15 protein-coding genes are annotated in these 21866 nt (G+C 50.2%); 2 read left to right on the top strand and 13 right to left on the bottom strand.

All coding sequences use genetic code 11. The annotated features are described in order from the left end of the window. Positions 1-62 precede the first annotated feature (62 nt). Together cysI and M2277_RS06870 are read right to left on the bottom strand one after the other, a co-directional pair. The gene (gene cysI / locus M2277_RS06875) at positions 63-1787 is read right to left on the bottom strand and encodes an assimilatory sulfite reductase (NADPH) hemoprotein subunit (protein ID WP_063480593.1); all 1725 of its coding nucleotides are present in this window, start codon (positions 1785-1787) and stop codon (positions 63-65) included. 35 nt (positions 1788-1822) lie between these two features. Continuing rightward, the gene (locus tag M2277_RS06870) at positions 1823-3655 is read right to left on the bottom strand and encodes an assimilatory sulfite reductase (NADPH) flavoprotein subunit (RefSeq protein WP_280754439.1); all 1833 of its coding nucleotides are present in this window, start codon (positions 3653-3655) and stop codon (positions 1823-1825) included. A gap of 245 nt (positions 3656-3900) precedes the next feature. On the opposite strand from M2277_RS06870, the gene cdaS reads away from it, so the two are divergent. Next, complete coding sequence (gene cdaS, locus M2277_RS06865) at positions 3901-4518, top strand: sporulation-specific diadenylate cyclase CdaS (RefSeq protein WP_280754438.1); 618 nt, start codon at positions 3901-3903, stop codon at positions 4516-4518. Between the two features lie 134 nt (positions 4519-4652). On the opposite strand, the gene bshB2 is transcribed toward cdaS, so the two are convergent. The 10 genes from bshB2 to M2277_RS06815 all read right to left on the bottom strand — a co-directional run bounded on the left by bshB2 (position 4653) and on the right by M2277_RS06815 (position 19784). After that, positions 4653-5309, bottom strand: coding sequence for a bacillithiol biosynthesis deacetylase BshB2 (gene bshB2, locus M2277_RS06860; RefSeq protein WP_006210587.1), 657 nt, complete (start codon positions 5307-5309; stop codon positions 4653-4655). Between the two features lie 22 nt (positions 5310-5331). Further along, complete coding sequence (locus M2277_RS06855; protein WP_006210588.1) at positions 5332-5676, bottom strand: YojF family protein; 345 nt, start codon at positions 5674-5676, stop codon at positions 5332-5334. Between the two features lie 91 nt (positions 5677-5767). Further along, positions 5768-6259 (bottom strand): 2-thiouracil desulfurase family protein, encoded by a 492-nt coding sequence (locus M2277_RS06850; protein WP_006210589.1) that lies wholly within the window; start codon positions 6257-6259, stop codon positions 5768-5770. A 174-nt stretch (positions 6260-6433) separates the two neighbouring features. Further along, complete coding sequence (locus tag M2277_RS06845; RefSeq protein WP_051449095.1) at positions 6434-7231, bottom strand: helix-turn-helix transcriptional regulator; 798 nt, start codon at positions 7229-7231, stop codon at positions 6434-6436. 181 nt (positions 7232-7412) lie between these two features. Further along, positions 7413-8501 (bottom strand): Gfo/Idh/MocA family protein, encoded by a 1089-nt coding sequence (locus M2277_RS06840; protein ID WP_006210591.1) that lies wholly within the window; start codon positions 8499-8501, stop codon positions 7413-7415. Between the two features lie 14 nt (positions 8502-8515). After that, on the bottom strand, positions 8516-9466 hold the full coding sequence (locus tag M2277_RS06835) for an AraC family transcriptional regulator (RefSeq protein WP_280754437.1): 951 nt from the start codon (positions 9464-9466) through the stop codon (positions 8516-8518). A 22-nt stretch (positions 9467-9488) separates the two neighbouring features. After that, positions 9489-10487 carry a Gfo/Idh/MocA family protein gene (locus M2277_RS06830; protein ID WP_006210593.1) on the bottom strand — a complete coding sequence of 333 codons (999 nt, stop codon included), beginning with the start codon at positions 10485-10487 and terminating at the stop codon, positions 9489-9491. A 158-nt stretch (positions 10488-10645) separates the two neighbouring features. Then, a complete protein-coding gene (locus M2277_RS06825) occupies positions 10646-11170 on the bottom strand; it encodes a YfiT family bacillithiol transferase (protein WP_100086505.1) in 525 nt (174 codons plus the stop codon). Positions 11171-11433: 263 nt separating this feature from the next. Further along, entirely contained in the window at positions 11434-18264 is a 6831-nt protein-coding gene (locus M2277_RS06820) for a hypothetical protein (RefSeq protein ID WP_280754436.1), read from the bottom strand. 539 nt (positions 18265-18803) lie between these two features. Then, positions 18804-19784 carry an aldo/keto reductase gene (locus M2277_RS06815; protein ID WP_063480585.1) on the bottom strand — a complete coding sequence of 327 codons (981 nt, stop codon included), beginning with the start codon at positions 19782-19784 and terminating at the stop codon, positions 18804-18806. Positions 19785-19894: 110 nt separating this feature from the next. On the opposite strand from M2277_RS06815, the gene pdxR reads away from it, so the two are divergent. After that, positions 19895-21325, top strand: a complete 1431-nt coding sequence (gene pdxR / locus M2277_RS06810) for a MocR-like pyridoxine biosynthesis transcription factor PdxR (RefSeq protein WP_280754435.1) — start codon at positions 19895-19897, stop codon at positions 21323-21325. A gap of 164 nt (positions 21326-21489) precedes the next feature. Here the strand turns inward: pdxR and M2277_RS06805 are convergent, their stop codons facing one another. Continuing rightward, positions 21490-21861, bottom strand: a complete 372-nt coding sequence (locus M2277_RS06805) for a glyoxalase superfamily protein (protein ID WP_280754434.1) — start codon at positions 21859-21861, stop codon at positions 21490-21492. Positions 21862-21866 lie beyond the last annotated feature (5 nt).

Below are 21866 nucleotides of genomic sequence, written 5' to 3'. Positions count from 1 at the left end.
CGGTCTGTCGTGTTTATTCACTGTTATCCTCTGAATCCCTATATGTCTCGTTACATATCATGTTATGCGTGAAACTGCTGTCCATCCAGTACTTCCTTCACATAGCCTGCGCGAATGACAAAGTCACCAAAGTGCTCGCCTTTCTCTCGCTCTTGTGCATACTGTGTGATCATCGGGCGAAGCGAATCCAAAATCTCGGTTTCACCGATGTTTTCCTTGAAGAGCTTGTTTAAGCGGTGCCCGGAGAAACCTCCACCCAAGTACATATTGTATTTGCCCGGTGCCTTGCCGATAAAGGCGATCTCAGCCAGCATCGGTCTGGCACATCCGTTCGGGCATCCTGTCATACGAATGACGATATCCTCTTCGCGCAGCCCATTCTCTTCCAGAATCGGATCAATCTTATCCAATAGCGTTGGAAGATAGCGCTCGGATTCAGCCATAGCCAGACCACATGTTGGCAAAGATACGCATGCCATGGAGTTTCTTCGCAGAGCGGAGTAATGGTTTCCGTCTGTGAGTCCGTAACGCTTGATAAGCTCCTCGATCTTTTTCTTCTTATGGCTGCTGACATTGGCAATGATCAGATTCTGATTGGCCGTCAGACGGAAATCGCCATTATGGATTTGGGCAATTTCACGAAGGCCTGTCATCAGCAGATAATCCGCCTCGTCTTTAACGCGTCCGCTTTGGATGAAAAGTGTAAAATGCCATTTTCCGTTACTGCCTTTTACCCATCCGTAGCGATCACCGTTATGGTCAAAATGAAAAGGTCTTTCCTCTTCCAGCTTCCAGCCAAGCCGCTCGCTAAGTTCGCTTACGAACCAATCGATCCCTCGGTCATCGATCGTATATTTGAATCTAGCATGTTTACGAACCGCCCGGTCCCCGTAATCACGCTGGATCATAACGGTCTTCTCCGCCAAGTCAATGATTTGCTCCGGTTTGCAGAAACCAATGACTTTTGCCACTTGAGGGTAGGTCAGCGGATCACCGTGTGTCATCCCCATCCCACCGCCAACAGATATGTTGAAGCCCTTCAACTCTCCGTTCTCAACAATCGCAATGAAACCAAGATCCTGGGAGTATACATCCACATCATTGGAAGGTGGCACAGCCATCCCAATTTTGAATTTCCGAGGGAGATACACCGGGCCGTAGATCGGCTCCTGTTCCTCGGCATCCTGCAGACTATCCACGATCTTCTCACCATCAAGCCAGATCTCATGATAGGCACGAGAGCGCGGATCCAGATGATCACTCACTTTGCGTGCCCACTCGTACACCTCCGAATGAATCTCGGATTGGTACGGGTTAGGGTTACACATAACGTTACGGTTGACGTCGCCGCAGGCTGCTAATGTACTAAGGAGTGCTTCATTAACCTCTTGAATGGTAGTCTTCATGTTCCATTTGAGCACACCATGAAGCTGAAACGACTGGCGTGTTGTCAACCGAATTGACCCGTTTGCGTACTTCTGCGCAACGCGATCCATCATAAGCCATTGCTCAGGAGTCACCACACCGCCGGCAGCGCGAACACGCAGCATGAACTGGTATGCAGGCTCCAGCTTCTGCTTATGTCTCTCATTGCGTAAATCCCGGTCATCCTGCATGTAGCTGCCATGGAATTTCATCAGCCGGTTATCATCTTCCGGAATCGATCCGGTTATACGATCTTCCAGCGTTTCTACAAGACTGCCGCGCAGATAGTTGCTTCGACGCTTGATGTCCTCCACATCACTATGAGGTGCGCTATTAGATGATAATAAGTTATTATCAGACATATTCCTTTTCTCCTCTCGCAACCATGGGAATTGTCTTAATATACATCCCGCTGGTAACGTTTCTCTTGCTGCATGAGGCCCAAGTATTCCGCAGCTTCCTCTGGACTCATCCCGCCTTCTTGCTCAAGAATTGCCCCCAGTGCGGAATGCACATCATGCGCCATCTTCTTCTCGTCACCGCAGACGTATACACACGCGCCGTTCTGAAGCCATTGATACAATTCCTTGCTCCTCTCCAGCATACGGTGCTGTACATATACTTTCTTGTCCGTATCTCGCGAGAAGGCAACATCCATCTGTGTCAACACCCCATCCTTTAACCAGCGCTGCCATTCGATCTGATAGAGAAAGTCTGTTGAGAAATGCTGGTCACCGTAGAACAACCAGGATTTCCCTCCTGCACCTGTCTCTTCGCGCTCACCGAGGAAAGCTCTGAATGGAGCAACCCCTGTACCAGGACCGATCATGATGATCGGGGTGTCCGGATTCTTGGGCAGCTTAAAGTTCGGATTGTGTTGAACATACACCGGAAGTGTGTCTCCAGCTTCCAGCCGTTCCGCCAATTGTACGGAACATACACCGTAACGATCTCGGCCATGTGCCTCGTACCGAACCGTACGAACGGTTACATGGACTTCATCGGGGAAGGCCTTGGAGCTGCTGGCAATTGAGTACAGACGAGCAGGGATTTTTCGTAATATCGATACAAAATCACTTGCTGCCACTTGCTGCAGACCATAATCCTGTACCAGGTCGAGCAAATCCCGTTCCTCGATATAGGTGCGCAATTCCTGCTCATGCCCTGGTTCCAGAAGCTTCCGAAGCCCTTCATTCCCTGAGATCTTAACCACTTGCTCAATCAGAGGTTTCGTGAGAACGGTAATTTCGTAGTGACGGAGCAAGGCATCCCGAAGTGCTCGCGCTTCACCATGTTTATTAATGACGACCACTTCATCAGCATTCCATCCCATAGCAGCGATAAGATCATCGACAAGCTGCGGATGATTTTCCGGATAGATTCCTAAGCTATCGCCCGGCTCATACTGCAAATTTGAACCTTCAAGAGAAATTTCGATATGACGAGTTTCACGGTCGGATCCTCTTCCGTTCAAATTCAAATTCTCGAGGATTTCCGCTTGAAATGGATTGCTTCTTGAAAATTCCGATTCCGTGCTATCGCTCAGGGCTACCGCACTCACGCTTTCAACAACGGACGATCCTGCTCCAGCCTCATTCAGCGATTGAAGAACCTGGTTCATCCATTCAGCGGCCGATTCATCAAAATCCACGTCGCAATCCACTCTAGGCGTCAGCCGCTTGCCGCCCAATTCTTCGAGCCGCTTGTCGAAATCTTTACCCGTTTGGCAGAAAAATTCATACGAGGTATCCCCCAGCGCGAGTACGGAATATTGAAGACTCTCTACTTGAGGTGCCCGTTTGCTGTGCAGGAACTCATAGAAAGGAATGGCGTTATCCGGCGGTTCACCTTCGCCATGCGTACTCACAATAATAAGGAGATTCTGCAGCTTCTTCAGATTGTTCGGCTTGAAGTCGCTCATTGAGGACATTGTAACCACTAGACCAACCTCTTCAAGCTTCTTCGATAACTTCTTCGATAATCCATGACCATTGCCAGTCTGAGATCCGTATAATACGGTTACTTCTTTAGGTGCCAGCGCTGCGGGAACCGGTATTGCTGCTGTGTTTGCTTGTGGTGCTGTTGCAACTGAAGCGGCTGCCGTTCCCTGGATAGCGGCAATATATCCGCTGAGCCAGGACCGCTGGGAATCCGTCAGTGTCGGCAACAGCCGGTTCAGTAATTCTACCTGTTCCTGATTAAAAGGACTGTTCGTTACTTGAAGTTCCAACCATATCCACCTCTCAAAAGCGCACATTATTAATTCCTACTATTACGATACAATTAATTTTATTACTCCTCTGAACCTATCACAGCTTACGGGACCGGTCAATTACAATGTTCTTATAGCATTTATCAGTTTTCCTGATAAATCGATGATAAAGGACTTTTTGCGATTTAAGAACTTCGCGAAGCAGGCAGAATATCGCTGTGTCGGATTGGTAATGATACGAAGGATAAGGAGGAAGATAGAGGATGCAAATTCATGACTGCAATTTCACGCCGCTTAAGCGCAAGCTGAAAAACCAGCTTATTGACATCAAAAAGCATATAGAGAATGTCATTGCCAATCTGGACCAGAACAGCTCCTGTCTGCTCAATGAATTGGATCTTGTACGCACTAAATTTTTGGAATCCGAGGCAATTTCATCCACGTATTATCTCAATTGTTTTCTCTTCCCCTTCACAAGCAAGTACCAGGAAATCGCCAAATCCATATATCATCTCAGTCAAAAAAATCTGGGAGCGCTGATTGTGATTCAGCGGGAAGATCCTCTCGATTCTCTAATAACACCCGGCATCCCCTTATCTGCGGAAATCACGAGCCCGCTGCTGGAATCCATATTCGTTCCGGGTAGTCCGCTGCATGACGGGGCCGTTCTCGTTCGCAAAGAAATGATTATCTCTGCTGCGAATGTGCTTCCATTAACTGCAAAAACTTATGGTGATCGAAAGCTTGGCACTAGGCATCGTGCGGCTATAGGTTTATCCGAGATTAGCGATGCTTTGGTTCTCGTCGTATCTGAAGAAACAGGAAGAACCTCCTTCTGCATGAAAGGAACTCTCTACCCCTTATCGATTACCAGTCCTTAATTCATCAACACTCTTGGCTACATAACCTCTCTTTACAGCACACCAATAATAAAGTGAACCTTCGCTCGTATTGGCATAGAAAAAAGAGCCACCGCGGTGGCTCTTCTATTGATATCCATCTATTCATAGGATTCTTATTCAAAGGTATACGTCCAGAAACGTTCAGTCCCGAAGCGGTCCTCGACTTCTTTTGCCTTCAGCTGCTTTTTACCCAGCAGCTCTGCAGCCTGGAATTGGGAACGATGAGCTTGAATGGAATTCAGCTTCTGGACCATAAACATAGATACGTCCTGATAAACATCGGGTTTGCCAAGCTCCTGCTCACAATTTTTGGAGAATGCCAGACACTGAACCACAGGTCTTTCCCCAGCAGGCATCCGCTGAATCGTGCGAACTACAGCTGCACCCGTGGCATCATGATCGGGATGAACACTATAGCCAGGATAGAATGTGAATACAAGTGAAGGTTGTATCTCCTGAATCAGCGCTGCAATCACACCATCCAGCTTAGGCTGGTCCTCGAATTCAATCGTTTTATCATGGAAACCCAGCAATCGCAGGTCTTGTATGCCTATGGCTTTGCACGATTCCTCCAACTCTGCTCTACGAATAGTCGGAAGCGTGATCCGGTTAGCAAACGGAGGTATCCCCATGTTGCGGCCCATCTCTCCGAGTGTCAGGCAAGCATAGGTGACATGAGCACCTTCTATAATATATTTAGCCAACGTACCGGATAAACCAAAGGCTTCGTCATCCGGATGCGGCAATACGACCAGTATGTTTTGCTCCATCGTTCCTCATCTCCTCTCTCTATTAAAAAGGCTCCCGGCTCAGCTGCAAAGCAACAACCAGTTTCCCCTGACTATCATGGCCCGCCATGATAAGTCTATCGGTATCAGCCTGTTCAAAATGGGTAAGTCCTTCGGTATATATCCAGCCTTGATTCATTTTTAAACCAACCCGGTAAGGACCGTTGCCGGATATCGAACCAGCGGTATAACGAATACTTGCATTTGTAATAAAATTGGCAGCAGGGTGCTTTGTGCTATCGTGATGGGCAGCATAGGCGCCTGTTGTCATCTCAAGATGAATATATAAATCCTGATCCTTCAATTTATCAATCATTTGTTGGACTTCTGCTTGATTTATGAGTTCCATAGTTCCCTCCAATATAAAGAATCACGACAATGATCACAGTCGGTATGATGATTCTAACATAATTGTATGACCATGACGAAATACCTTGTATTTATCTTTCAGCAAACAGAGCGGAGTATTCCGGCTGTGCTGCATACACGCTGAGCTCGTACTCAGAAATAACGGTATATCCTTCCCTGCGCAGAAGAGCTGTTGTTACGCCATAACCGGCTTGCTTCACATTGGCAAATTCTCCATTATAGATCATTGCGCTGCCGCAGGAGGGGCTGTTCTCCTTCAGAACGATAAGCAGTGCTCCGAGCTTTTGTGCCGTTCGAAGAGCCTGATATGCACCCTTTATATACATCTCCGTCACATCTCTGCCGGACCATTCTATTACTCTGGCACTTCCTGACAGGACGTCATCACCGTTACCGCCGATGATCTCTGCTGGCTCACGCGGAGTTGAGAATCCGCCAAGAAGTTCCGGGCATACGGTTACCGCTTTCTTCGCTTCCACTAACAGTTGAATATGGGTATCCAAGCTGTCCGTAGCGTTATAACGAACCTTCAAACCGGCTAAACAAGAGCTTACGATAATCACAGATGCCACCTCAAATCTTCGTGCTTTGCTTAATATATGGCTAAAGCGGTTCGGTCTGACTTAAGTATCATGAATCAGAACGCAATTGTCAACGCAATACGCATGATGGATGGCTGCTGCCATCACTCCAGCTTCCCTCTGAGAATCCTGAGTCAAAGCTGAAGATCATCATAATTATCGTAACATGGGAGCAACCCGCTTAAGGAAATGGTTCATTAATAATGGCAAGGAAATCAGAATCGGTGGGTCATCTAACCGGGGAACATGCAGAGTCACTTGGAGATGCCGGGTCTTCGAGTTGGATGTAACGATGATCGGTTCCCTTGAACGGGTACGCAAGGTGGTGGATTGCGGAAGCAAGAAGTCAACTGCCTGCATACCCCATGGCACAGAAGTAGCCATCAGATAATATGTGCCCGGGCTTACGTCGGTAAATCGAAATGAGCCAACAGACGGAAGCAGTGTTCCATATAGAGGAAATCCTTCTGGAATGGGCTTGGCAAATAAGCCTATCAAAATAACTCCCTGAAATGGGGCTGTTGCTTCTATCGTTCCCTCAACCGTCAAGTTGGGATTCTGAATCGGCATGGATTCTCGCCAGTCGTTCAGACTCTGCAAAGATAACAAATGCTTGTCCGCCTCCTCCATGGAGTTCCGAAACTGGGAGGGGGTTACACCCACTCTCTCGGAGAAGCGGGTCGTAAATGTACCCAGGCTTTGCTGCCCAATCTCCAAGGCGATATCCCGGATGCTGAGGTGAGTGTGCAGCAGTAAATCCTTGGCTTTCTCCAGACGAAGTGATGAGACATAATACAGGGGCGGCAGTCCGATCCGATCCTTGAATATACGAGAGAAATGATAAGGACTGTATCCAATGTAACCCGCCAGTAATGACAAGGGAAGCGGTTCGTAAATATTCTTGTGAATATAAGCGATTACCTCGTCGATTTCTGAATATCGCTCAGTCATCATGCCCTGCACCATCCTTCATGTCATGGATATTGTAAAATTAAAATTGTAATTATCCTCAAATAAAGAACAAATGTTCTGTTCCATACTATCATATCCATATGGAAATTGGAAGCGTAGATCTGGAAATTTACCGTTATGATGACAACAAAAAAGCCGCGCAGTATACGCGGCTGAACTGCCACTAATCCAATTCCGGGATGTGGATATCCACTTCTTTTTTGCTCTGGGAAGAGCGCAGAATGCCGTCCAGGATTGCTTGATTCCGAAGCACCTGCTCTCCGGGTATCGGTGCTGGCTTGCCTTCGCGCACGGCGCTTACGAAATCTTTGATTTTCTCTTCGAATACGTTAAGCTGGTGGCTGATCAACGGAATTGCGCTTTCGGTATGATGCCCTTGAATGTCATGGAATAAGGAGATTGAGCCTACTTTCCCATCCCATACGCCACTCCAGGGTCCTGATCCAGCCGGCGTAATCTTCATGCCCGCATCCGTTCCAAGGAACATGGTTGCTCCCAAGGTATCCATATGCATAGCCCAGGACGTCTTAAAGTTCAATACGATGTCGCCTTCGAACCGAATGATGGCAACGCCGAAGTCCTCCACGTTAAACGCACCGGATTCCGAGTGGTATTTCGGATTCGTTCCGAAGTGATTAGAGGTATAGGCCGATACCGTTAACGGCTTTGGATATCCAAGCGCATTCAATGCCATATCCAAGGAATAGCAACCGATGTCCGCCATGGCACCTGCTCCGGCAATTTCCTGACGGATAAAGGTTCCACCCGGCATCCCACGGCGGCGGCCGCCTCCCGTTTCCACATAATACACCTTGCCGAGCTCACCATTCTGGATCAGATTCTTAATGATTCCCATGTTCGGGTCATAGCGCGGTTGAAAGCCCACATTGAGTATATTCCCGGTCTTCTTCGAGATTTGAACCATCTCGATAGCTTCATCCAAGGTGACCGACATCGGCTTCTCGAGCATGACATGTTTGCCGGCTGAGAGCGCATCGATCGTTGTTCTGTGATGAGCAACATTTGGCGTACAGATACTCACACCATCCAAATCCAGATCAAGGAGCCTGCGGTGATCGTCAAATCCGATTGCCCCCTGCAGTCCCCAACGCTCAATGAACTGATCTGCTCTTCCTGGTAAAATATCCGCTACAGCGACAATCTGGACGTCTTCGATTTGTTTGTAGTACTTTGCATGCTCTCCTGCAATGCCACCGCTTCCAATAATTCCAATTCGAATGCTTTTGCCCATATGTGATACTCCCCCTACAATTTCACATTCATTGCCCGATATGTTGTTGGCGTATAGCCGTATCTCTTTCGAAACACGGTATGCAAATAACTGCCGCTCGAGAAGCCTTCGTGAATCGCGATTTTATCAATAGACCAATTGGTATCGATTAATTTCCGGCACACCGCTTCTAAACGGACGTGCTCAAGAATTTCACTGAAGGATTGCCCAGCCGCTTGCTCCTTGAATATCCGCTGCAGCTGCCTGGAACTGATATGCAATTTCTCCGCGACATCATCCAGAACGACCTCACCCGAGGAATTCGCATGGATATACTCCAGTGCCAATTGATAGCGGTAAGCCTTCATGTCTCGTGAAGGCAACTCCGCTTCGGATGGCTCGGATTCATACGCGCGTACGGCACGCAGCAATATCTGAATAATGCACTGCTTGATCGTTGTGTACAGACCCGGATATTTTTCCTGAGAAGCTTGGTAAGCCTCCAGAAAATAAGGCATCGCCCGATGGATATCCATCGACGGCTTCAGCGGCAGCCCCCTGAGCTTTTCCATGCAGTCGTCAGCCTCCGCCATCTCCCAAGGATCCGCAGCCGGCCATAACAGACGATCCGAATCATCGGGTGTTACGTCATGCGGAATAATGTCCACATGCAGACATAATTCGTCCATGGGCTCTGCTGCGTCCGCTTCCTGATAATGGAGAACATTCGGACCCGTTAAATAAAACATTCCTTCCCTCAAGGCATAGGGATTCTCTTCCATAATAACGGTCCCTTTGCCACGCGGTATGAAATGAAACTCATATTCAGCATGTTTATGGAAGGACACAATCTTCCCCGGAGGGAAGGTGGTGAGATGAAATCGAAGAACCCGGATCTCATAACGCCCCCAATAGACCCTCAGATCAAGTCTCTCCAAGGCATCCTGCCGATCTTTCATAAACTCATATGGAAAATGATTATTCATGCTGATACATCACCCTTGTAACTTAAGCTTGCAGTTCATCCAAACGAATCGCACGATGTTCCTTGGCCGAACGGTTGGAAGCCTCCATCAATTTCGTTAATTCAACCGCATATGCGATATTTTCCTCTGCAACGGTATTTTCCTGAATATGAGAGATCCACTGTTCAAAAGCACTTGCACGATTTGCTGGTACTGGCAGTTCAACCCACGCTTCCTTGTATTCTTCTTTCTTCGTTGAGCGGATAAGAAGTTTACTGTCTGGCGTACCATAGAGAATCGTTCCGTCTGTACCGTGAATCTCAATCGTAAACGGCGAGAAGTTATTAACAAAACCAGCCTCCACAATACCAACAGCACCCGTAGCTGTAGATAATGTAGCAACGGCGTTATCTTCGACCTCTTTACCCGTTATGTAGCCAAAATTCGCATGAACATCAACCGCTTCTTCTCCCAGGAACAGGCGTGTCAAATACATAGGATGGCAACCCAGATCAATGAGGGCTCCTCCACGAGTTTCCTCCAGACCATAGAAATGCTCAGGCAGCCAGCCTGCCGTTGCGCCGTTATGAGACAAGCGGACACGAACGAGTGTTACGGTACCCAGTAGTCCCTCTTGCAACAGTTCACGGATCGCCAAGGTGTAACCATCATTCAAGCGGGGGAGTGATACCGTTAATTTGACTTGATTCTCATTTACCGCGTTCATAATATCATTGACCTCTTGAAGGGTAGCGGCCACTACTTTCTCCGTAAAAATGTGCTTGCCGGCTGCCGCAGCTTTCAGCATCACTTCTCTGTGCATGGATGTTGGTGCATCCACGATGACAGCATCGATATCGCTTTGCAGCATTTCATCCAAGGATTCAAAGAACGGTACTCCTTGCTGCTCCGCAGCTTTTTTACCGCGTTCCGGATTCTCATCCCATACGGCTACGATTTGTGCATCCGGATGCTCCTGCGCCTGTTTTGTGTAATCCCATGCGTGCACATGCCAATAACTAATTTTTCCGATTCTAATCATTATGGTCACCTCAGTATCTAATATTAAGACATCATGCCATTAATCTAACACATGAATTAGCCGATTCACAGTGTAAAATTGCGACAGTTGATTTTGATATTGCGACATCATTGCATACAAAAACTCCGCCATAAGACGGAGTAATATGTATTGTCACGCTATATTTTGAACCGTTCTCTTGCAGAAGTAATATGTGCTATGTGATGATTCCCATGCCATGCATACATGGCCGTGGCGTATTCAAGATGAGTCGTTCGCTGGTTCTCGGGATGATAGAACGTTCTTAGAAAGTCTTCATGGTCCATACTGTTTAATAAAGCGACCCATCTGGTATGTATGCCTTCAATCATGGCCAAAGATACTTCAGCAGCCACCGTCACGGAATCCGGAAGCGCTGCCCACAGCCGCTCGTCATACGGTTTGATGGTTGGATTGTCTTCTGTTAGAGCGAGTTTAAACCTCATATAGGAGTTCATATGACTGTCTGCAAGATGATGAACGACCTGACGTATGGTCCACCCACCCTCACGATAGGCCAAGTTAAGCTGTTCCTCAGACAAACCTTGAACGGCTGTCCGCAGTTTCCCAGGCATCCCCTCAATCTCTTGAATCCAGTGATTCCTATGTTCCGGTGACGACTGTCCCTCCCATTCAAATTGCCCTATGGGGTATCTCATATCCATGTTCCTCACTCCGATCTGCATGGTATCATCCCTTATCGTATGAATTGATAAGAACTTCTTCATAAACTGCTAAATCAGCCTACTGAGCAGAAAAATATATTTACATAATATAATTTTCCAAGAGCATTTGCTATGCCCATCCTCAATAATTTTTAATGATTCAATTCTCGAATTATAATGGATATGGCTTGCAGTCTTTTTGAGAAAAAAGGGAGACAGGCAGCATTTAGTGAATGTGCCGCCCCCCATCATTCTATTTTTGACTACGAAATGCGAATGACATTAAACACTTGCCCCGAATATGTGGCAGAGCTGTTTGCCCCCGAAGTATCCATGATAATACGCAGAACATCGCCATTATTCAAAGTAGTTAAATAAGATTTTGAAGCTTCCCCATTGGTTACTAACGTTGCCCCAATACCAGAGATATTTTCAATGGAAAAACTGGAAACACTTCTCGGTTCTTGTGTAGTGCCATTGATTTGCACATAGAAGCTGACAAGGCGACTCGCCGAAGCCAACAGTGTAGGAGTTGTGGTTAGATGAACGGTTATTACAAAGTCCACCATATATACTCCGGACGCATTAACCGTAATCGTACCTGATGCCACGCTCGTTGTCGTATTTAGGGTAGGCCCTGCTGTTGTAAAAGCTACAGATGTATTGTCAACAACCGTGATTAACGTAGTAGGGGAACCATAAATGGAACCATAACCTAGAGCAATAGTTCCCGTCGGGCCCGTTGGACCAGTTGCTCCTGTTGCTCCTGTTGGTCCGGTGACGCCAGTTGGTCCGGTTACTCCCGTCGGACCTGTTGGACCGGTTGAACCAGTTCTTCCAGTTGCTCCTGCCCCCCCTGTTCCTCCCGTAGGACCGGTTACACCCGTTGCTCCTGTTGAACCCGCTGCTCCAGTCAGACCGGTTACACCGGTTGGGCCAGTTAATCCCGTTGAGCCTGTTGCACCAATCGCGCCTGTGGATCCCGTTGCGCCCGTAGACCCCGTTGGTCCTGTTGGTCCAATTACACCTGTTGCCCCTGTTGGGCCAGTAGCTCCTGTGACACCAGTGCTTCCTGTTATGCCTGTTACTCCTGCTGAACCTGTTGCACCCGTTGGACCAGTCGAGCCGGTTGGACCGGTTGAACCAGTTCTTCCAGTTGCTCCTGCCCCCCCTGTTCCTCCCGTAGGACCGGTTACACCCGTTGCTCCTGTTGGACCAGACGAACCTGTGGATCCTGTAGCACCGGTTACTCCAATGGCTCCAGTCGAGCCGGTTGGGCCTGTTACACCGGTTGAACCCGTGTTACCAGTTACACCAATCGGGCCTGTCGCTCCTGTTAAACCAGTTGGACCGGTTGCTCCCGTAACTCCGGTGGCTCCGGTCGGGCCGGTCGGGCCAGTTGAACCTGTAACGCCTGTTACACCTGTTGAACCTGTCGCTCCAGTCGGACCTGTAACTCCCGTTGAGCCAGTTGCACCAGTTGGGCCTGTTGCACCAGTTGGGCCTGTTGGGCCTGTGACGCCAGTTGGACCGGTTACACCGGTTACCCCGATTCCTCCTGTTGGACCGGTAACTCCCGTAGCACCTGTCAGGCCAGTTGAACCTGTAACGCCTGTTACCCCCGTTGAACCCGTGGCTCCGGTTGCACCAATGGCTCCTGTCGGGCCCGTTGCTCCTGTTGAACCCGTAACTCCGGTTGGGCCTGTTGGACCGGTGACTCCCGTGTTACCAGTTACACCAATTAAACCCGTAGGGCCGGTGGCTCCTGTTCCTCCTGTTACTCCCGTTGCACCAGTTGGGCCTGTTGGGCCTGTTGTTCCTGTGTTACCAGTTAGACCGATTGCTCCCGTAACTCCAGTTGGACCGGTTATGCCGGTTGCTCCTGTAATACCAGTTGGCCCTGCTAATCCTGTAACTCCGGTTGCTCCTGTGACACCAGTAGCTCCGATTGCTCCGGTTGGACCCGTACTTCCGGTTCCTCCTGTTAAACCAGTTGGACCGGTGACTCCGGCAGTTCCTGTCGCACCTGTTGAACCTGTAACGCCGGTTGCACCAATGGCTCCAGTCGGGCCCGTTACTCCCGCTGCTCCTGTTGCTCCCGTAACTCCTGTAATGCCAGTTGGACCGGTTAATCCGGTAACTCCGGTGGCACCTGTTGCCCCTGTTGCCCCTGTTGCCCCTGTTGCCCCTATTGCCCCTGTAACGCCGGTCGGGCCTGTTACTCCAGTTAACCCGGTTGCTCCTGTGACGCCAGTGCTTCCTGTTGTTCCTGTAACTCCAGTTGGACCGGTGACTCCCGTTGGACCAGTCAAGCCTGGGGATCCTGTAGCGCCGGTTGCGCCCGTTACTCCGGTTGCCCCGGTGTTACCAGTTACACCAGTCGGGCCGGTCGCTCCTATTAACCCAGTTGGACCTGTTGGACCTGTAACTCCCGTTGAGCCTGTTGCACCAGTTGCCCCTGTTCCTCCTGTCGGACCGGTGACTCCTATGGATCCTGTAACACCGGTTACCCCAATGGCTCCTGTCGCTCCGGTTGAACCCGTGTTACCAGTTACACCAATCGGACCGGTTGCTCCTGTTGAACCTGTCACTCCTGTTGAGCCTGCTGCTCCTGTAGCTCCGGTTACACCGGTCGGACCGGTGACTCCAGTTACACCTGTAACTCCTGCTGAGCCAGTTGCACCAGTTGGGCCAGTGGATCCCGTTACCCCTGTAAATCCAACTGGGCCTGTTGTTCCTGTTACGCCAGTTGGACCAGTTATTCCCGTAACTCCTGTCGAACCCGTGGCGCCAACAGCTCCAGTTGCTCCGGTTGGACCGGTTATCCCGGTTACTCCTGTGATACCAGTTGGACCTACTAATCCCGTAACTCCGGTGGCACCAGTGACACCAGTTGCCCCCGTTCCTCCGGTTACCCCAATCGGGCCTGTAACACCCGTTGACCCTGTTGCACCAGTTGGGCCTGTTACGCCGGTTGCACCTGTAGCACCCGTTACTCCTGCTGAACCTGTTGGTCCCGTCAAACCCGTGATGCCTGTTACTCCGGTTCCTCCAGTCGGACCTGTGGCTCCGGTTGCACCGATTGGTCCCGTTGGACCTGTTACTCCGGTGGCTCCTGTGACACCAGTGCTTCCTGTTATTCCTGCAACACCGGTTGCCCCGATGGCTCCTGTTGAGCCCGTGGCCCCTATTGCTCCTGTAACGCCGGTTGCACCTGTTACTCCAATCGGGCCTGTTACTCCCGTTGAGCCTGTTGCACCAGTTGCCCCTGTTCCTCCGGTTACCCCAGTCGGGCCTGTTACACCTGTTACCCCACTTCCTCCTGTTGGACCTGTAACTCCCGTAGCGCCCGTTGCACCAGTTGAGCCTGTGATGCCGGTTACCCCCGTTGAACCGGTCGATCCTGTTGGGCCCGTTGAACCCGTGACGCCTGTTACACCTGTTGAACCTGTGGCACCAGTCGGACCTGTTACTCCCGTTGAGCCTGTTACTCCGGTTATCCCAGTTGCTCCTGTGACACCTGTGCTTCCTGTTGGACCTGTAATGCCTGTTGTTCCTGTAACACCGGTTACACCCGTTGAACCTGTTGCACCAGTTGGGCCAGTAGATCCCGTTACCCCTGTTAATCCAGTTGGGCCTGTTGTTCCTGCTACGCCAGTTGGACCTGCTAATCCCGTGACTCCGGTGACACCAGTTGCTCCCGTTCCTCCGGTTACCCCAGTCGGGCCGGTTGCTCCTGTTACCCCGATTCCTCCTGTTGGACCTGTAACTCCAGTAGCACCTGTCAGGCCAGTTGAACCTGTAACGCCGGTTGCACCAATGGCTCCTGTCGCGCCCGTTACACCCGTTGATCCTGTTGCTCCCGTAACTCCGGTTGGGCCTGTAGAACCTGTAACTCCAGTGCTTCCTGTATTACCCGTGGCTCCGATTGCTCCTGTAACGCCTGTTGCCCCTGTTCCACCAATCGAGCCTGTAACACCAGTTGGACCTGTGGATCCTGTAACACCTGTTACCCCAATGGCTCCTGTCGCTCCGGTTGGGCCTGTTACTCCGGTTGAACCCGTGTTACCAGTTACACCAATCGGCCCGGTTGCTCCTGTTGAACCTGTCACTCCCGTTGAGCCTGTTACTCCTGCTGCTCCGGTTACACCGGTCGGACCGGTGACTCCAGTTACACCTGTAACGCCAGTAGGACCTGTGGATCCTGTCGAACCCGTGGCGCCAATAGCTCCGGTTGCACCAGTTGGACCCGTAGTTCCCGTTGCTCCTGTTGCTCCTGTTGGTCCTGTCGAACCCATGGCGCCCGTAGATCCTGTAAGGCCGGTTGAACCCGTGTTACCAGTTACACCGATCGGACCCGTTGGACCGGTGGATCCTATGACACCTGTGCTTCCTGTTGGACCTGTAAAGCCGGTTGCTCCTGTTGGGCCCGTTGAACCTGTAGTACCTGCCGCTCCCGTAGATCCCGTTAAACCCATGATTCCTGTTGGCCCGGTTATTCCGGTAGCTCCAGTTGTTCCAGTTGCTCCAGTCGAGCCTGTTACTCCGGTGGCTCCTGCTGCTCCTGTAACGCCGGTTGGGCCTGTAGAACCTGTAACACCAGTTATCCCTGTTACTCCTGTTGGACCGGTTACTCCCGTAGGACCAGTCAAGCCTGTTACTCCTGCCGAACCTGTTGCCCCTGTTGCTCCTGTTGCGCCGGTTACTCCGGTGACTCCAGTCGAGCCTGTTACACCTGTTACACCTGTTACACCCGTTAAACCTGTTGCACCAATTAAGCCTGTGGCTCCGGTGACTCCTATCGCGCCCGTTGCGCCAGTAGATCCTGTTGAACCCGTTGCTCCTATTGCTCCTGTAACACCGGTTGGGCCAGTTACTCCCGTTGCCCCTGTGGAACCGGTGGTTCCTGTTGGACCAGTTAATCCCGTAAATCCTGTGGCTCCGGTGACTCCAGTAGCTCCGATTGCTCCGGTTGAACCCGTGTTACCAGTTACACCGATCGGCCCCGTTGGACCGGTTGCTCCGGTCGGACCTGTGACTCCTGTTGGTCCTGTGACACCAGTACTTCCTGTTATACCTGTTACGCCGGTGGCTCCGGTCGGGCCTGTAAAACCTGTAACGCCGGTTACCCCCGTTGAACCCGTAGCTCCGATTGCTCCTGTAGCTCCGGTTGGCCCAATTGCCCCTGTTGCACCAATCGCTCCTGTAGCTCCCGTCGCTCCGGTTCCTCCTGTTAACCCCGTTGGGCCGGTTAACCCCATAACTCCGGTGGCACCAGTCGGACCGGTGGCTCCCGTTGGACCGGTGGCACCTGTCGCTCCCGTAGATCCCGTTAAACCCATGATTCCTGTTGGCCCGGTTATTCCGGTAGCTCCAGTCGAGCCTGTTACTCCGGTGGCTCCAGTCGAGCCTGTTACTCCGGTGGCTCCTGCTGCTCCTGTAACGCCGGTTGGGCCTGCTGCTCCTGTAACGCCGGTTGGGCCTGTAGAACCTGTAACCCCAGTTATCCCTGTTACTCCTGTTGGACCGGTTATCCCGGTTGGTCCTGTGACACCAGTAGCTCCTATTGCTCCGGTTGGACCCGTGCTTCCGGTTACTCCTGTTAACCCAGTTGGACCGGTTGCTCCTGTGATACCAGCGCTTCCTGTTGTTCCTGTAACTCCTGTTGGACCGGTGGCTCCGGCAGCTCCTGTCGCGCCGGTTGGGCCTGTTACTCCTGCTGAACCTGTGTTACCAGTTACACCGATCGGCCCGGTTGAGCCTGTCGGACCTGTCACTCCCGATGAGCCTGTTACACCGGTGTGGCCTGTTGCTCCGGTTATCCCAGTTGCTCCTGTGACACCAGCGCTTCCTGTTGGACCTGTTGCGCCGGTTGCTCCGGTGACTCCAGTCGAGCCGGTTACTCCGGTTGCGCCAGTAGATCCTGTTGAACCCGTGGTTCCGATTGCTCCTGTAACGCCGGTTGCACCCGTTGAACCTGTTGCACCAGTCAAGCCTGTGGATCCTGTCGCGCCGGTTGGGCCTGTTACTCCGGTTGAACCCGTGTTACCAGTTACACCGATCGGCCCGGTTGCTCCTGTTGGACCTGTTAATCCAGTTGCACCTGTTGTTCCTGTGACGCCAGTTGGTCCGGTTAATCCCGTAATTCCTATGGCTCCGGTCGGACCGGTGGATCCTGTGACACCTGTGCTTCCTGTTATACCTGTAACGCCTGTTGGACCAGTTAATCCCGTAACTCCGGTTACCCCCGTTGAACCCGTGCCTCCGATTGCTCCTGTAACGCCTGTTGCCCCGATTGCACCAGTGGTTCCCGTAGCACCTGTTACTCCCGTTGGACCCGTTAATCCCGTAGCTCCGGTGACTCCTGCTGAACCTGTTGCCCCGGTGGCTCCTGTCAAGCCAGTTGGTCCGATTGCCCCTGTGACTCCTGTAACGCCAGTCGGACCTGTTAATCCGGTTAACCCCGTAACCCCAGTGGCACCAGTTGCTCCTGCTGAACCTGTTGCCCCTGTTGCGCCGGTTGCTCCGGTGACTCCCGTTGACCCTGTTACACCAGCCGGACCAATTGCTCCCGTGTTACCTGTTACTCCAGTCGAGCCTGTAGCTCCAGTTGGACCTGTCGAGCCAGTTGCTCCTGTATTACCAGTTCCTCCCGTTGGGCCGGTTGCTCCCGTTGCCCCGGTAGCTCCAGCAACCCCTGTTACACCCGTTGCTCCTGCTGGACCCGTTGCTCCCGTATCTCCTCTGGTACCCGTCATCCCTGTAGCACCTGTTTCGCCGGTCGGGCCCGTCGCTCCTGTTATTCCTACCTCACCGCTCATGCCGGCTGCCGCCAGCAAGGTATAATCTGCCGATGCTCCGGGGATCCCCGTGGGATTGGCGACATTGACCAAATACGTACTACCATTGTATGTCACGACTTGATCCAACGGATAAGACTGACCTTGAGCTGGATCAAATGGTATAACCCCGTTTAAGCCTGCGCCTGCAGCAGCAAGCAATGTATAATCCGGCGACATGCCCGGAACGCCTTGAGGCGAAGTGACATTTGCAAGGTAGGTGCTGCCGTTATAAGTAACGACCTGCCCTTGCATATAGAATAAACTTGATCCTGGATCAAAACTGACAATTCCATTTAATCCTTCACCTGTAGCTCCTGTAGCTCCTGTTGCTCCTGCACCACCATCTGCTCCGCTATAGCCAATGGGTCCTTGAGGTCCCCTGACCCCCGGAGCTCCCGTTATACCTCTGGGTCCTCTTTTAGCGAGAACTACTTTTCGTATACATTTCCCACGTTTTCTTTTATGGTGATGATGATGTCGTTGCTTTCTATGATGTGACCGAGATTGTCTTGAAATGACCAAGCGATTTTTCCGAAGCGATTTTTGGCGACTGATCTTTTTCATTATTTTTTTTCGTTGAAGTACACGCTGTTTAGGCTTATTTCTGAGCGATTTCCGAAGAACCCATTTTCTTCTCAGCTAATTTCACCTCCTCGTTTTCGACTCGGTTGCATAAGTATATGAGAAATAACGCCTACCCTTGAATGATTAAAAATATTTAGCGTGATCATCAAGCAAAAAAGTCCCCCGGATGTTTCCCGGCGGACCTATTCTTCAACACCCAACGCCATTCATGACGAACCTAGTATTCCTTCGACTTCATTTATCTGCGCCTCCGACAAAGGTCCAAAAGCAGCTGCCCCGATCAATTCCTCCACCTGCTTCCTGGTTTTAAAACCTGGGATCGGAATCGTCACATGACTTCTCCCCCAAATCCATGCAAGCGCCCCTTGAACTAAAGTTCGATTTCCGCTCGTTAAGACCTCTCTGACTGCCTCAAGCTTTTGGAGGTACGAAGGTACCGCCTTACCATTCTTAAAATAGGTAACCCATTCATGACGGCTTCCCCTTACATCCTGATCACTGAATCTGGAATCATGATTGAATTTTCCGCTCAAGAGGCCCATAGCCAGAGGAGTATTATTAATGCTGGCTAGACCATAACGTTCACATAGAGAGAGCATTTCCTTATCATCACTAAGCACATTCAATACGTGCTGTATGGCAGCTGCTTCCGATTTTTGAGCGAAGATTTGGGCATTGGCTACATCCCATGTGCTCCAGCCATATGTACGGATCAGCCCTTCTTGACGAAGTTCATTCAAACTATCGATCACTGTATCGATTTCCTCTAAACTTAAACCACCTACATGAATTTGGTACATGTCAACATAATCCGTTTGAAGACGTCTCAGGGACCTCTCACACGCATGACGAACATATTCTGGTGTTACATCGTGACGAGTGAATGCTTCCTTGGTTGACTCATCATAGGTATATCCGAATTTGGTAGCAATGACCGCTTCGTGTCGTCTTCCCCTCAACGCACGACCAAGCACCGCTTCGCTATGCCCTGTTCCATATACATCCGCAGTATCAAAAAAGTTTACACCCCTTTCTAACGCTGCATGAATCCCTGCAATCGATTCAGACTCATCGACCTCCCCCCATCCGTCCGGCAAGCCATCTAACGTAAATTCCCCACCGATTGCCCAACATCCCAACCCAAGCGGACTTACGGATATTTCCGATCTGCCTAACATCCTGTTCATGTCATTTCCTCCCTTTTCGGATCACTTCAACATCATTATAATAAGGACAATGGTTTATGATTAGATCCAATATTCGCTGTTACACAGGAACCAATTAGAGGAGGAAAATCGTGTACGGCATTTATGTGGACCGTGAATCTAAGGTACCGGTGACGCGTCAGATATGCCAGCAGTTGCGAATGATCATCGAATCGGGGCAGCTGTCGGCTGGAACCAGACTGCTTCCCACTCGCGTTTTGGCTAAGGAATGGGGAATTGCGCGCAATGTTGTCATCGAGGTATATGAGCAGCTGATAGCCGAAGGATATCTGGATGGTCGGGCAGGATCTGGCACCTATGTGGCCGAAGGAATCTTCCACATTTCCGATTCGCGTATTCCCACAATTTCCAGCGGAGCGGCAGTCCAGCCACAGCCTGAACCTGAGCGTGAACAAATCATTGATTTTGCGACAGGGGTTCCTGACCAAAAATGGTTCCCTAGGCAAATCTGGGCGAAATACTTGAAAGAAGCAGCAGAAGGCACGTTGTCTGAAGAACATAATTACGGCCATGTCCAAGGCGATTTATCGCTTCGGTCCGCAATATGCGAATATGTATACCGCTCCAAGGGCATTCAATGCACAGCCGAACAAATCATGATTGTTTCGGGCGCTTCCGAAGGTTTTTTTCTCCTGGCCAAATCATTCGCTCCAAAATTTCATTCCTTGTACATAGAAGATCCAACAATCGATTTTACACAAGAGATTTTTAAGCTGATGGACTATCGTCTTGTCCCTGTTGAAGTCGATCTCAACGGAATGCGTATCGACTTCCTTACGAGTATCACTCCGGGTCATCTTGTTTTATTAACACCGTCACACCAGTTTCCTACTGGGAGCCTGCTGTCCATTCAACGCAGACATCAGATTATCCGGATGGTTGAAGAAGCGGACTCATTCGTGATTGAAGATGATTATGATAGCGAGTTCCGTCTTCGGGGAATTCCTGTACCCCCTCTACAGACCCTCTCCCCTTCCAGAGTCATCTATGTGGGAACGTTTAGCAAAACCTTGTCGCCCAGTCTTCGGATCGGATTTATAATTGTTCCGCCGAGTCTAATCAATACCATTGCCGAAGTGAAAGATAAACTGAATTTGCACACACCCTTTATCATTCAAAAGGCATTAAGTCAGTACATTCTGGATGGCCAACTGGAACGACATATCCATAAGATGAAGAAAGTATATAAGAAACGCAGGAATTTCATGACGGAACGGCTTCAGCACTTATTCGGTAATGATATTTCCATTCTGGGCGATGAGGCAGGCATGCATCTTCAGATCTCTTTTCATCCGAAAGCGTACGCTCTTCTTCCTTGGAATGATACGGCTGCATACGGCTTCCAAGCTGAAACGATTTCGAAATACAGGATCGCCAAGCCGAGCCCCTCCACTCCAACCGGTATTGTATTAGGGTACGGGAACCTCACAACAGAAGAGATTGAGGAAGGACTGAGCAGAATTTATCAGTATGCTTCTCAGGCAGGGATACCTCGTGAATGAATACTTCTACAACCAAACAAAACGGCCTGTCCGCTTATTGCGAGCCGAGCCGTTTCATTGGAATACTTCTATGTTCTTCTACTTGCTGCACTTCAATGTCCTCGATCCGATCAGTTACGCAGCGTCCGAAACGCATTCAGGATTAAACCTAGCTTCTCTATCGATTACGACTCTTCATAAAAAATGATTTTATTACCGAATGGGTCAATGACACACAGCTCTTTACTGTTCCAAGGCGCGATCTCGATGCCAGGTCTGGAGTATGGATAATTTTTCTGGATCAGTTGTTCATGAAAATGCTCAATCCCTACCATGTCCACCCGAATGGCTGCGCCGGGTGAGCAGTCTCCATAATGCTCCGTCAAATGGATTTTTAACGAATCCCTGGATATCTGCATGTACAGCGGTGCGGAATCATCAAAGCGATGTTCCCAATCCAAGGTGAATCCAAGATATTGGATATAAAATTCTTTCGCCTTCGTTTCATCGAATACTCTGAATAAAGGTATGATTTCGCTCATAACTCTCCCTCCCATGTCCT

This window comes from Paenibacillus sp. LBL, assembly GCF_029893715.1.
Classification (GTDB): Bacteria; Bacillota; Bacilli; order Paenibacillales; family Paenibacillaceae; genus Paenibacillus_AQ; species Paenibacillus_AQ glucanolyticus.
This window is presented reverse-complemented; position numbering and strand designations above follow the sequence as displayed.

Coding starts and splice junctions, on each gene's coding strand:
- M2277_RS06825 (WP_100086505.1), bottom strand. CDS start 11,170: ATGGATATGAGATACCCCATAGGGCAATTTGAATGGGAGGGACAGTCG.
- M2277_RS06815 (WP_063480585.1), bottom strand. CDS start 19,784: ATGAACAGGATGTTAGGCAGATCGGAAATATCCGTAAGTCCGCTTGGG.
- cysI (WP_063480593.1), bottom strand. CDS start 1,787: ATGTCTGATAATAACTTATTATCATCTAATAGCGCACCTCATAGTGAT.
- M2277_RS06855 (WP_006210588.1), bottom strand. CDS start 5,676: ATGGAACTCATAAATCAAGCAGAAGTCCAACAAATGATTGATAAATTG.
- cdaS (WP_280754438.1), top strand. CDS start 3,901: ATGCAAATTCATGACTGCAATTTCACGCCGCTTAAGCGCAAGCTGAAA.
- M2277_RS06840 (WP_006210591.1), bottom strand. CDS start 8,501: ATGGGCAAAAGCATTCGAATTGGAATTATTGGAAGCGGTGGCATTGCA.
- M2277_RS06820 (WP_280754436.1), bottom strand. CDS start 18,264: ATGCAAGGGCAGGTCGTTACTTATAACGGCAGCACCTACCTTGCAAAT.
- M2277_RS06805 (WP_280754434.1), bottom strand. CDS start 21,861: ATGGGAGGGAGAGTTATGAGCGAAATCATACCTTTATTCAGAGTATTC.
- bshB2 (WP_006210587.1), bottom strand. CDS start 5,309: ATGGAGCAAAACATACTGGTCGTATTGCCGCATCCGGATGACGAAGCC.
- M2277_RS06845 (WP_051449095.1), bottom strand. CDS start 7,231: ATGATGACTGAGCGATATTCAGAAATCGACGAGGTAATCGCTTATATT.
- M2277_RS06830 (WP_006210593.1), bottom strand. CDS start 10,487: ATGATTAGAATCGGAAAAATTAGTTATTGGCATGTGCACGCATGGGAT.
- M2277_RS06835 (WP_280754437.1), bottom strand. CDS start 9,466: ATGAATAATCATTTTCCATATGAGTTTATGAAAGATCGGCAGGATGCC.